Origin of the sequence: Bartonella sp. AS69XJJH (genome assembly GCF_042195585.1) — a bacterium.
In the GTDB taxonomy this organism is placed as follows: Bacteria; Pseudomonadota; Alphaproteobacteria; order Rhizobiales; family Rhizobiaceae; genus Bartonella.
In genome coordinates, this window is sequence record NZ_JBHIOO010000024.1 from 1 (window position 1) to 12,757 (window position 12,757).

8 protein-coding genes and 1 pseudogene are annotated in these 12,757 nt (G+C 37.5%); 8 read left to right on the forward strand and 1 reads right to left on the reverse strand.

Features of this window, described 5'->3' with window-relative positions; translation table 11 throughout:
* From ACFIK6_RS08340 to ACFIK6_RS08365, 6 genes are all read left to right on the forward strand, one after another.
* On the forward strand, window positions 1-672 hold a 672-nt coding region (locus ACFIK6_RS08340), incomplete at its 5' end, for an ABC transporter substrate-binding protein (RefSeq protein WP_375642583.1).
* 368 nt (window positions 673-1,040) lie between these two features.
* Window positions 1,041-2,657, forward strand: coding sequence for an ABC transporter substrate-binding protein (locus ACFIK6_RS08345; protein ID WP_375642584.1), 1,617 nt, complete (start codon window positions 1,041-1,043; stop codon window positions 2,655-2,657).
* Between the two features lie 112 nt (window positions 2,658-2,769).
* Complete coding sequence (locus tag ACFIK6_RS08350; RefSeq protein WP_375642585.1) at window positions 2,770-3,843, forward strand: ABC transporter permease; 1,074 nt, start codon at window positions 2,770-2,772, stop codon at window positions 3,841-3,843.
* A gap of 2 nt (window positions 3,844-3,845) precedes the next feature.
* Window positions 3,846-4,775 carry an ABC transporter permease gene (locus tag ACFIK6_RS08355; RefSeq protein ID WP_375642586.1) on the forward strand — a complete coding sequence of 310 codons (930 nt, stop codon included), beginning with the start codon at window positions 3,846-3,848 and terminating at the stop codon, window positions 4,773-4,775.
* The gene (locus ACFIK6_RS08360; RefSeq protein ID WP_375642587.1) at window positions 4,768-5,652 is read left to right on the forward strand and encodes an ABC transporter ATP-binding protein; all 885 of its coding nucleotides are present in this window, start codon (window positions 4,768-4,770) and stop codon (window positions 5,650-5,652) included. Before ACFIK6_RS08355 ends, ACFIK6_RS08360 begins: the two co-directional genes overlap by 8 nt.
* Complete coding sequence (locus ACFIK6_RS08365) at window positions 5,639-6,421, forward strand: ABC transporter ATP-binding protein (RefSeq protein WP_375642588.1); 783 nt, start codon at window positions 5,639-5,641, stop codon at window positions 6,419-6,421. The genes ACFIK6_RS08360 and ACFIK6_RS08365 overlap by 14 nt, the downstream gene beginning before the upstream one ends.
* A 1,199-nt stretch (window positions 6,422-7,620) precedes the next feature.
* Here the strand turns inward: ACFIK6_RS08365 and ACFIK6_RS08370 are convergent.
* Entirely contained in the window at window positions 7,621-11,307 is a 3,687-nt protein-coding gene (locus ACFIK6_RS08370) for a right-handed parallel beta-helix repeat-containing protein (RefSeq protein WP_375642589.1), read from the reverse strand.
* Between the two features lie 735 nt (window positions 11,308-12,042).
* Here ACFIK6_RS08370 and ACFIK6_RS08375 point away from each other — a divergent pair.
* Complete coding sequence (locus ACFIK6_RS08375) at window positions 12,043-12,336, forward strand: hypothetical protein (RefSeq protein WP_375642590.1); 294 nt, start codon at window positions 12,043-12,045, stop codon at window positions 12,334-12,336.
* Between the two features lie 65 nt (window positions 12,337-12,401).
* Window positions 12,402-12,757, forward strand: a pseudogene (locus tag ACFIK6_RS08380) (hypothetical protein); the annotation flags it as partial.

Sequence of the window (12,757 nt, forward strand, 5' to 3'; positions counted from 1 at the left end):
CTCATAGATTATGAAGGTCTTGGCAAGAAGCTTCTTAAAGGGATTGGTATTCCACGGGCAAGTTTTATTCCTCTTGGTAATTTTGGGGCTTTGGATGAAAAAGAAGGGCAACCCTTTAAACTTGATATTCAAAAAGCCAAGCAACTTTTAGCAGAGTCCGGTTATCCAAACGGATTTGAGGCAAATTTTCTCGTGTCAAACACTCCTTATACTTTGTTACTTGCTCAGTCACTCCAAGATAGTGCCGCACAGGCAGGGGTGCGTCTTAAAATTGAACGTGTAGCAGGTACACAGCTATTTTCAAAAGTAAATGCACGGGCTTTTGATACGGCTTTTGTCGGATGGAATAATGATTCTGCGGATCCTCATACAATGGCTTCACGTCTTATTTATAATCCAGATAATCGGCTTGAGGCTAGAAATACAGCTTATCCTAGTTGGAAGCATGGGTATTTTGATGCCAAGATGAATCAAAAAGTTGAAGAAGCGCTATTTCAAAAAGATCCGCAAAAACGGTCGCAAATATATGCTGATTTACAACGTGAGTTGATGCAAAAAGGACCTTATGCGTTTATCTTTCAACAATATAGCGTTGTCGCGATGACCCCTGATGTCAAAAAATGGGTTTGGAATAGTGCACCGCGTATTTTTTATAGTGCAATTGAAAAATAGTGTGTCTTTTTAGCGGTATCAAAGCTAAAAAGAGCTTAATCATAATTGCATGATAAAAATATTCTGTCACATAAAAACTCTTCAGTTTTTTAAAGGATGAAATTGTGAGGGATGTTTGTACAGTATATGGTTGAGATTGTTTATTAAGGAGGGATGGATATAGAAAGTTATATTGGGGAGGATCTTTGTTTATGACTACAGATTCTCTGCATCCCGAATATAGATTGATATAGGAGAGAATTATTTTATAGATGCTTAGTTTGATTAAATGAAATTGATGTCTGAATGCTATGCTATTTAAAAGATGAAAGAGAAAATCACAATCACTTTGTGTGAAAAGGTAGAAGAATACAAAAGGAAGAGATAAAATGGGAAAACAAAGAATATTGAAAAAATTTTCTATTTTATTAAGCTCAATCGCTTTTTTAAATGGGGCTGTAACATCGGCATTCAGTGCCTCATCTAAAAATATATTGGTAATGGCATGGAATATTGATTCAATTAGTAGTTTTGATCCAGCGCAAACTGTTGAGGTTGTGACGAGTGAGTTATTGACGAATATTTGCAGCGCGTTAGTGCAATATGATGAGCATGATCCTACAAAAATTCGCCCTGCTATGGCAAAATCCTGGGACGTTTTAGATAATGGCAAAAGAATAGTTTTTCATCTTCGTGATGATTTAAAGTTTAATGACGGAAGGACGGCTACAGCGCAAGATCTGGTATGGTCGATGCGACGGATTATTAAATTAGGATTAAGCTATGCTCAATCTTTAATGGATTATGGGTTTACCAAAAAAAATGTTGAAACAAATATTCAGGCTCTTGATGATAAGACTTTACAATTAAAATTAGATAAACCCTATCCTATTCAGCTCATATTGACTGTTATTGGACAATCTTATGCTTCTGCTTTGCTTGATCGGAAAACAATTGAAGAACAGAGCATTAACGGTGATATGGGGAACAAATATTTAGCAACACATTCAGCTTGTGTTGGACCTTATAAATTGTTGAGCTGGTCTCCAGGAGATAAAGTTGTGTTAGAGGCGACACAGCATTATTGGGGCGATGTGCCTAAAATTAAGCAGATTGTTGTGCAACATGTAGCGGATTCATCAAGTCAGAGACTTCTTTTGGAAAAAGGTGATGTGGATATAGTGCGTGATCTTTCTTCAGAGGATATTTTAGATCTTGAAAAAAAAGGAGGCCCAGTCAAAATTAGTCGTGTTTTGCGTCCCCAGATTATTTACCTATCATTAAATAATAAGAATGCAATTTTTGCGAATGAAAAGGTCAGATTGGCACTTCGTTATTTGGTTGATTATGAAGGTCTTGGAAAAACTGTTTTGAAAGGGATTGCTATTCCTCGGGCAACTTATATGTCTTTAGGTGTTCCAGGTGCTCTAGATGAAAAAGAAGGTTTGCCTTTTCAGTTGGATTTGAAAAAAGCAAAACAACTGATTACTGAGGCTGGTTATCCTAACGGATTTAAAGCTAATCTTTTAGTTGGAAGCCTTAGTTATATGTCGTCTGTTGCACAGTCTATTCAAGCCAATGCACGCAAAATTGGTGTTGAGCTTACAATTGAAAAAATGGCACAAAATCAATTGTTGAGCCGTGTACGTGGTGGAAATTATGATGCTGCTATTATGGGGTGGGGCAGTGCCGATCCTGATGGACATCCTGCTTCATTAAATCACGTGTTTAATCCTGATCCAACATTTACAAAAAAGCACAATATGTATTTAGCTTGGCGAGCTGGGTATTATGATGAAAACATTAATAACATGGTGATGGATGCTTTGTTTGAGCAAGATCCCAATAAGCGTATCATGCAATATCGTACTTTACAGCATTATGTGTTAGAGCATGGTCCTATGGTTTATTTATTTCAGACATATTATACCGTAGGTATGGGACCTGATGTCAAAAAATGGATTTGGAACAGTTATAGACTTTATTACAATGAAGCAGAAAAATAAAAAGAAGCATGTTATAGAGAAGGATTATAGAACATGCTTAATAAGAGGTTGTTTCGTTATATAAAAAAAGGTATTTGCTTTATGTTTTGTCGCTACAGAGGGGATTTTTATAATGGTTTTGCCACTTTCAGAGACTGAAAGAGCTGTATCAGAAAAGCAGAGAAAATTATTTTTATGGGATTTTTTATGCAAAGGATTGAAACTTCTTATTTCGGTTTTTATCACATTGCTTGGGTTGGTGACGATTACTTTTTTTCTTGGTCATCTTCTTCCTCTAGATCCAGTTCTGTCTATTCTTGGTGATAATATTAGTCAGGAAGCTTATGATGCAATGTATTATAAGCTGGGTCTTGATAAGCCGTTGATTGTCCAGTATTGGAAGTATCTTCATAATGTATTTTTGTTTGACTTTGGAGATGCATTAACTTCTGGACGACCTGTTCTAGCCGATATTATGCGTGTATTTCCTGCAACATTAGAGCTTGCAACCGTCGCTATTGTTATTGGCACAAGTCTTGGAATTCCATTTGGTGTTTTTGCAGCAATGTATCGCGATTCATTTATTGATTATGTTGTCCGTGTTTTTACACTTGTAAGTTATTCTACTCCAACGTTTTGGCTTGGATTAATGGCGTTGTTAATATTTTACGCCAAGCTTGGTTGGGTTGGTGGTCCAGGACGTATTGACTTTCTTTATGAATATTCTTTTGAACCAAAAACAGGATTTTTCCTTTGGGATACTGCAAGCCAAGGACAATGGGAGGCTTTTGGTAATGTTTTTAGTCACATTATTATGCCTGCTTTGATCTTAGCTTTCGGTGCTATGGCTTATATTAGCCGTATGACTCGTGGGTTTATGATTGAGCAGCTTAATCAGGAATATATCATTACTGCGCGTGTAAAGGGATTATCGTGGGCGAGAACCGTTTGGGGGCATGCCTTTCGAAATGCTGCTGTGCAAATTATTACCGTTGTTGCGCTTTCTTATGCTTTTTTATTAGAAGGGGCTGTTTTAACGGAGACAGTTTTTGCTTGGCCTGGTTTTGGACATTATTTGACAAATGCTCTTTTAGCTGGGGATATGAATGCAGTTGTAGGATGTACTTTACTTGTAGGATTTATCTTTGTCGCCATTAATTTATTTTCCGATTTGCTTTATCGCATTTTTGATCCAAGGACACGTTGAATATGACAGTAAGTAATCATCATAAATCGCAATCATCATCTTCTTTGGGTAGTTGGTTAAACGATCCTGTTCCAAACTCCATAATTCAAGCGAACATACAAAGAATTTATCATGCACTGGTTAAGTTTTTTCATAACTTTTCGGCTGTATTCGGTCTGCTTATTATTTGTATTATTATCATATGTGCATTTTTTGCTCCTTGGATTGCTACGCATGATTTTCTTAGTAATGATCTAGGACATCGGTTGCAGCCACCCTCTATGGCGCATTATTTTGGAACAGATGAATTGGGACGTGACATTTTTAGTCGCCTTATTTTTGGTTCTCGTATTACTCTTTATGTTGTTTTTCTTACAACAGTTATTGTAGGTCCAATAGGGCTTATTGTTGGAACTGTATCTGGTTATATGGGCGGATGGGTTGATACTGTGCTCATGCGCATTGTCGATATTTTTCTTGCTTTTCCAGGTTTGATTTTAGCTCTTGCATTTTCAGCCGCATTGGGACCAGGGATTGAAAATGCTTCTATTGCAATTTCAATTGCAGCATGGCCGCCAATTGCACGTTTAGCACGTGCTGAGACTTTGACAATACGTTCTTCTGATTATGTTTCTGTCGTTCGCTTGCAGGGGGCCTCTTCTTGGCGAATTATTTTGTTTCATGTTGCGCCTATGTGTATTCCTTCAGTGATTGTACGATTAACTTTGGATATGTCTGGAATTATTTTAACGGCTGCTGGTCTTGGCTTTTTAGGATTGGGAGCTCAACTTCCAAGTCCTGAATGGGGTGCGATGCTTTCTTCAGGGCGGGAGTTTATGATGACAAATTGGTGGTTGGCGGCAATACCAGGCTGTGCAATATTATTTGCAAGTCTTGCTTTCAACCTTTTAGGTGATGGTCTTCGTGATGTATTGGATCCACGCAATGGGTAATAAATTATTAGAAGTAGAAGATTTACGTATTTCTTTTCCTACAACGCGCGGCATTACAGAAGTTGTGCGTGGCGTTAGTTTTTCTGTTGGAAAAGAAAAAATTGGAATTGTTGGTGAATCCGGATCTGGCAAATCGATGACTGGGCGTGCAATACTAAGGTTAAGTCCAAAAGCAGCCATTGTTAAAGCTAAAAAAATGCGCTTTGAGGATGTTGATTTATTGGCCGCAAGTGAACCTCAGATGAGAAAAATCCGTGGGAAGCGTATTTCAATGATTTTACAGGACCCCAAATATTCACTTAATCCATTAATACGGATTGGGGAACAGATTATGGAGGCTTACTGTATTCATTATCGTGTCTCAAAAGCTGAAGCGCGGGAACGCACCATATCTATGTTAGAATCCGTTCATATTCGTGATCCTGAACATGTGATGCGTCTCTTTCCTCATGAAATATCTGGGGGGATGGGGCAGCGTGTGATGATTGCAATGATGCTCATTCCAAAACCTGATTTAATTATTGCCGATGAGCCAACATCTGCACTTGATATTACGGTCAGACGACAAGTTTTATCTGTATTAGATGAACTTGTGACAAAATCTGGAACGGGACTTATTTTCATTAGTCATGATTTGAATATGATTGCTGATTTTTGTGATCGTATTTTGGTGATGTATGCGGGCCGTGTGTTGGAAGAGTTGCCTGCTTCTGATTTGTCTCACGCTTGTCATCCTTATACAAAGGCATTGCTCGCGAGTTTGCCACGGCTTGATAATCCTGTTGAGATTTTGGCTGTTCCTGAGCGTGATCCTGATTGGTTATATAATCCTACGATTGTTAATGGTGTTGAGGAGGTTCCTCATGACAAATTATGAGAATATTATTGATGTTTCTAATTTATCTGTAACTTTTGGGCACAGGCATAAGGCCGTAACAGTTGTTAAAAATGTTAATTTTCATATTAAGCGTGGTGAAGCTTATGGTTTGATTGGTGAATCCGGATGTGGAAAGTCAACTATTTTGAATACATTGGTGGGGCTTATTCCAGATTATAGTGGAAAGTTCCTTTTTGCTGGACAAGAAGTTGAAAAGAAAAGGAGTAAGAATTTTTTACGCTGTATTCAAATGGTTTTTCAAGATCCGTATGCTTCGCTGCATCCAAGAAAAATGGTCCATACGGTTCTTTCTGAATCGCTCAAAATCCATGGGATGGATAATCAAAGAGAGCGGGTGGAGGATGCTTTAGATTCTGTCGGTTTAGATTCTTCATTTCTTTATCGTTATCCTCATGAGTTGTCTGGAGGGCAGCGTCAGCGTATTGCTCTTGCACGTGCTTTAATTATCGAGCCAGAAGTTTTATTACTTGATGAGCCAACATCTGCATTGGATGTATCGGTGCAGGCTGAAATTTTAAACTTGTTGAAATCATTGCGCGTGAGAAAAAAGCTTACTTATTTGATGGTATCCCATGATCTTGCTGTTGTTGCACATATTTGTGAACGTGTTGGAATTATGCATAAAGGGATTATTCTTGAAGAGCTTAGCAATGATGAATTGCGTAATCTACATGCGCAACACGATTATACAAAGGAGTTTTTTGAAGCCAGTATTGAGCCTATTGTCCATAGAGAGCAAAGAGTATGATCGATTTTTCAAAAGAAAAAATGCATTTTTCTGTTTTAGGTTTCGAGAAGTATTTAGTATCTTTGTTGTAATAGAGAGTTTTTGTATTTTATATAGTGTGAAATTTTTCTAGTATAATTTACTGAAAGAGGGTTTAGCGGTATATTTTTAAATTCTTTTGGTAATACTGCTTTATAAATCATGCAGAGATTCATAACGTGTATTATTTTCTAATATTATTATACTGTTTTTTGATTATAAATTCATATTCAGAAGTTTTTATTGTAGAACTTTGAATGTTTAGTTTGTGAGCAATTACAGGTGATTAATGATGCCGTATTTCCCGAAAAAATTGGCCCTTTTGTAGAGTTTAGTTTTTATTGTCTTTGGTTTTTTCTGTCTTTTTTACAGTTTTAGGTTTTATTTGTCCAAAAACGCTAAGTTTTATTCTTTAAAAAAGAAGAAGCTGTTATGAAAATTTTTCAATAGTACATGAGAATGATACAACTATTTTTGTTGTTTTCTATTCTTAAAAATAGGTTCTTTGAAAGAAAAACAGATTTTATGAATAAAAAAGGCAGCATATTGTGTTGCCATTTTTGATAAAGTGTATACAGATAACAATACGTCTGTTGTTACAGTCTTGTCTTAAAACGAATAGCGTATTCTATCTGAAAAACGTGCTCCGGATATATACCAGTTTTTAAAAAGCTATTGTGGATAGCTGATTTCAATTTTGCGGTTTTGTCAATGATGGAATTGGTGATATCTCCTTTTGGATCTCGTAAGATAAAAGAGTATCAAGATAAAAACCACTGTCACGCTGTATACTGCCATAGGTGGTGAGTAAAGTGACTATTTATTCAATATGCTCCTTGCTGTCTTGCATATCCTTTGGAGTGAAAGAAGTTGTCTATAGGTTCCTACAAGATCAAAATGTGTTGTAGATATTTTGCCCTTCTAGCGCGACAAAATTAACAGCTCCTTGGTAGAGCAGCATAGCGAAGATTAGCACTGCTATAACCATATTTACTAGGAGCACTACTTATCAAAAAATAAGGTTCCTGTTTCTCCATAAGCGTATAAGAAGCAGCCATTCCGTTTGTCTGATTCTTTCTCCAAGACAGATGTTCGCATATTGGCTAACAGTTGCACTTTGCTTAGCCATATCGGCCAATCCAGCATACAAGAGAGCACTGAGCATGATCAAATGCTTGTATTTATGGCACGATGGTTTTTACTTTTGAGTCGCTATCAAGCAGTACTGGTTGTAAGCGAAAATCCCAGAAATCTTTATTTTTTCCTAAAAGGTTTTGTTCAGTATTTGTTTTACTGTGGTTTGATTTTGGTCCATAAGCTTTCAGTATATATTTATAAGGTGAACCACTTATTGTGATATAGTCCTGTGCAAGTTTGAAAGAGTTTTGATTTACTTTCCCAGAAACTTGAATGAGTGAAAGACCACGCACACTGGTAAGAGCAGAAGTATCTGCTTTAATATTGTTCTTTTCTAAATGTCCAGTAATATAAACCAGTGTAGTCCCTGAAACATCACCATCAATCAGAAGATGGTCAGCTTTTTGTTTGTTTATGGCAGTGCTATCACTCCATTCGACGTTGAAATGAATTTCTGCTTTTCCTTTAGCATTGTAGACTTTTTTAGTATTTGGCCTGCCAGATCCTATGTGCAACGTGTGATAATGATCTTCTGTTGGCTCTCCAAAAACAATAGAGCTGTCATTGATGTTAAGGGCAGAAACATCAGAACGCGATCTTTGAGCAATATCAAGCAGTTTTTCGCTCTGGCTTTTTTTATTTGTGCTTGTTTTCAATGTCCATTTCGTATTGTTTTGCAAATCAAAGATTGTTTTGAATTTTTTTTCGGTGTTCACTTTGCCGTCTAAGATGGAGTGATTGGCGTTTAGTGTAAAAGTGAAATCATTTTTTTTCGTTGAAGCTTCGGTTACTAATAAAACATTGGCGCGGATTTCTGAATTTTTGAGATTGGCTTTACCAATTGATTCATTTGCATTAATTCCAGTACCGTTTTTAATGTGAAGTTTTGTATTGGTTAAATTGATTTCTGATGTTTTATTGTTCTTAGATTTTCCAAATATCATACCTCTATCTTCTGCTGTAGCAGAAACATTTGTTACATCAATATGTCCATTATTATTTACAACAAATGCACTATTTTCGGCAATCACTGTTCCTCCGATCATTTTAATCATCCCGCCATTTTCTGAATAAAGTCCGACCTCAGCATTTTTAATCGTTGTATTGCCATATAATTCAACTAAACTGCCAACATCTTGGCTTTCCGCACCGAATCCGTTGCTATCTGCTGTTATTAGAGTAACATTCGTGGCTTTAATACGCCCACCATTTTCAGCAGATAATGCAGTAGTTTTACCTTGTACTGTTCCTCCCGTTACGGTAACGATGGATTTTAAGTCTTTTGCATAGAGTCCAGCGTTGTCAGATGATGTAATTTGAGCATTATCAGTTAAAGTAATGGTACTGCCGTTTATAGCAGATATTGCTGCACCTTTTGCGTTAAATGATCCTCCAGAAACGGTTATTTGAGAACCATTATCTGAAATTATGCTATTGATTGCTTGCGGAACGGTTACATTTTCTAAAGTAATGGCACTCCTTCTTGCATTTATTGCATTGATTAGTAGTGCATCGCCCTTACTATTTAATATCGTTACATCTTTCAGTTTGTTATTGCTCTTGTTTTTTAACAAGTGAACGCCTGCTTCGGAAGCAGTAATAGTTCCTCCTATCATTTTGATTGTGCTATCGTTTTGCGCATCAATTCCGATTTTAACGTCACTGATCGTTGTATTTCCAAGCAATTCGATCACACTGTTAGAGCCAGAGGAAGCTGCACCAGCAGCTACACCACTGCCATTATTAGTTGCTTTTAAAGCAACATTTGTAACCGTAATATGGCCACCTATGTCTGCTTCTAAGGCGGTATATTTTCCTGTCACGCTTCCTGTTGTCATTGTAATTGTGGATTTTGAGTCTTGTGCATAGAGGCCTGCTTCATCATGTGACGTAATTTGAGCATTGTCCGTTAAGGTGATGCTGCTGCCATTTTGAGCACATATTGTTGCATAGCTTGAATCAAATGATCCTCCAGAGATTGTTATGTTAGAACGATTATTTGCAATTACGCTGTTGCCTGTTTGAGTCACTTTTACATTTTTTAAAGTGAGTCCACTTTCTTTCTCTAGAAGTATTCCTTTGCCTGAATTTTTATCTTGACCGGTTGATATTATTACATTTTCTAGTTTACTTTCGGGGCTCTTACTGTTCACGAAGCCAACGCCAGTTTTAGAAGTTGTAATAGTCCCCCCAATCATTTTAATTACGCCACCGTTACCTGCCACAAGCCCAACAGCAGCATTCTTAATCGTTGTATTGCCATATAATTCAATCATACTATTAGCGCTATCAACTCCTGCGCCTATTGTAGGAACATCCGTGACCTTGCCCCCATGTTCATTTGTTGTTAGAGCAACATCCGTGACCTTAATATGTCCACCGTTTTCTGCGATCAACGCTAATTCTCCGGTTACTGTTCCTCCAGTCATTGTGATGGTAGAATGTACACCATTTGTATAGAGTCCTTTGCTATTCGATGATGATGATGTAACTTGAACGTTGCCTTTTTTACTACTAGTTAAAGTAATGTTGCTGCCATTTCCAGCGTATACCCCTACGTTTTTCCCCTCAAATGATCCTCCAGAAACTGTTACTTTAGAATGATTATTTGCAACTATGCCACTTTTTGCCCGTGTAACTGTTACGTTTTCTAAAGTGACGTTACTTTCCTTGTCGGCACCTATTCCTGTGATTTCAGGGTCTTTATCGTTACTGCTCGATATTTTCACATTTTCTAGCTTGTTTCCATCGCTCTTGCTATTATAGAAACCAGCGCCGGTTGCAGAAGCTGTAATGGTCCCTCCGATCATTTTAATCATTCCACGGTTTTGTGCATGAAGACCGATTACAGCATTCTTAATTGTTGTATTCCCATGCAATTCAATCATGCTGTTCGGACCGCCGGCGACAACTGTTCCGATTTTATCATTCGTCGCTGTTAACGCAACATCCGTGACTTTGATATGTCCACCGTTTTCTGCAACCAACGCCATTTTTTCTGTGATTACGCTTCCACCCGTCATTTCGATTGTGGTTTTTGAATCTGTTGCATGGAGTCCAGTACCATGAGATGATGTAGTTTGAACATTATTGGTTAGAGTTACGCGACTACCATTGTAAGCAGATATTGCTGCCTTTGTGGCATCAAATGATCCTCCCAATATCGTGATTTCAGATTTATTATTTGCAGTAACGCTATTCATTGCCTTACTCACCTTTAGATTTTCTAAAGTGACTTCACTGTCTTTGTCTGCAACTATTGCAAAATTTAGTGGTGCTTTGCCTTTGCCACTTGATATTATTATATCTTTTAGCTTGTTTTCAGCATTCTTACTGTTCAAGAACTTAGCGCCAGTGTTGGAAACTGTAATAGTTCCCCCAGTCATTTTTAGTGTAGCACCATCTTTTGCTACAAGACCGAAGAAAATGCTAGAACCAGTTCCTTTAATGGTTGTACCATCCAGTAATTCAATCGCAGTGTTAGAACCTTCAGCTGTTATAGCGTGCGTATTTGTGCTTATATTGGTGTTTGTTTTTTTGTTTCCGATTATCGTCAAATGCTTGCCGATAATTTGTCCGCCTTTTTTTGCGTGAATAATTTCATAGGTTTCGTTGGAAACTTCTTTTTTACTTTCTGAAATTTCAAGATTTTTAGCTTGTACATTAAGATGGATACCAGACAGTACAACTGCTACAATTGCTGTGCAGGATAGAAGAAATTTTTTAGGCATCAGTCTGCTCCTTTTAAAGCCTCCAACATTCATTTCCCCGCAACTTCATAAGAAGAAGTGAAAATAGATATTGCTTTTATTTTAATAACACAGCACTTGGATATTTTATTTTACTTTTTTTGTCAAAATTAAAGTTGCATTTATATTTAAGTATGTAATAACTAAATTTATTTCGTAATGTATTTTTATCTAATTATATTTTAAAAATAAGTTTTTCATATTCATGAAAATATTATGAGGCGTTGATAGTTGCATTAATAATATTTTTATTGATTGTAGATATTCTTTTATACCAATATTCACTTGTGTATGAGTAAAGAAATACAGGAATAAAAAAGACAGTAAAAAACGTAATGTAAGAGAGAAGAGCAGTGCTTTTACAGTTTTATATTTTCAAAAAAGAAGAGGTTTTCAATTTTTAAAGTCAATAAAGAATAAATATTTTTGTGTGTAATTTGACTTTATATTTTATACTGAGTGGGAAAAGGTGAAATTAGGGTAGATATGCGATAATTAATTGTTGTTTTCTACATTGTATATCAAATGAGTTTTTGACAGAAAAAATGAGAAAAGACTTTGACAGAGCTTTGAAGGTTCTTTGAGTGTTCAGTGCCCTCTTTGAACACATAAAATATACAGAATCTGCTGATAATCCACAATTTACGAAAGGCTACATATTACACAAAACCCCATCCCACTTTAACAAGCGCCATCATCAAAACCATTGCTGCCCTTATGGCTTTTAATATTGCTCTACGCGTGCTGCGCTTTACTCTTGCCGGGACACGCCTTGGGCTTCTTCAATTGATCACGTCTTTTATTAAGCTTAGAGTACTCAGTCGTGGTGTTGCTGCAAGCTGGCGGGGCTTAGCAGCCGCAGGGCGCTCGCTGGGCTTGCTAACCGCGGGTCTTGGGGCAAGTTCACTCCGACTCTTACGCCCCATGACCTTGTTGGTCGGGGCTTTACGCGGGGGATTTCTGTCTCAGGAAGTGCATTTGCTGCCTCTTTTGGCTCTGTTGGGACAGTGATCGAAGTGGTTGGAGCGAGCATGGCCTCTGTTGTGGGGGTATTTTTACTCCAATAGGGGCTGCTGTTGTGGCGGTCATACTGGCAGCTGGTTTTGCTTTGTGGAAATATTGGGATCGTTTTCTCTTCTTTTATGAATGGTTTAGCACGGGGGATAACACGGGCTTGGGGGCAAGCCTTTGAAGCCGTTATGCGCTTTTTTGGTGCAGATACCACCACCATCACCAAATGGAAAAACATCATTGCTGCTGCTTTCGACTTCTCTTCCCATTGGCAAAAGTTTAAACAAGGACTTTCCTCTGTTGTCGAGTGGTTTGGCAATTTGTGGGAGGGCGTTAAACAAAGCTTTTCCAACTTTTGGCAATGGTTGAAGAGTTTTTTTACACAGGAAAAGCTCTCGGAGAGTGCCAAGGCTGGTATGGA

Coding starts and splice junctions, on each gene's coding strand:
- ACFIK6_RS08365 (WP_375642588.1), top strand. CDS start 5,639: ATGACAAATTATGAGAATATTATTGATGTTTCTAATTTATCTGTAACT.
- ACFIK6_RS08370 (WP_375642589.1), bottom strand. CDS start 11,307: ATGCCTAAAAAATTTCTTCTATCCTGCACAGCAATTGTAGCAGTTGTA.
- ACFIK6_RS08375 (WP_375642590.1), top strand. CDS start 12,043: ATGGCTTTTAATATTGCTCTACGCGTGCTGCGCTTTACTCTTGCCGGG.
- ACFIK6_RS08345 (WP_375642584.1), top strand. CDS start 1,041: ATGGGAAAACAAAGAATATTGAAAAAATTTTCTATTTTATTAAGCTCA.
- ACFIK6_RS08350 (WP_375642585.1), top strand. CDS start 2,770: ATGGTTTTGCCACTTTCAGAGACTGAAAGAGCTGTATCAGAAAAGCAG.
- ACFIK6_RS08355 (WP_375642586.1), top strand. CDS start 3,846: ATGACAGTAAGTAATCATCATAAATCGCAATCATCATCTTCTTTGGGT.
- ACFIK6_RS08360 (WP_375642587.1), top strand. CDS start 4,768: ATGGGTAATAAATTATTAGAAGTAGAAGATTTACGTATTTCTTTTCCT.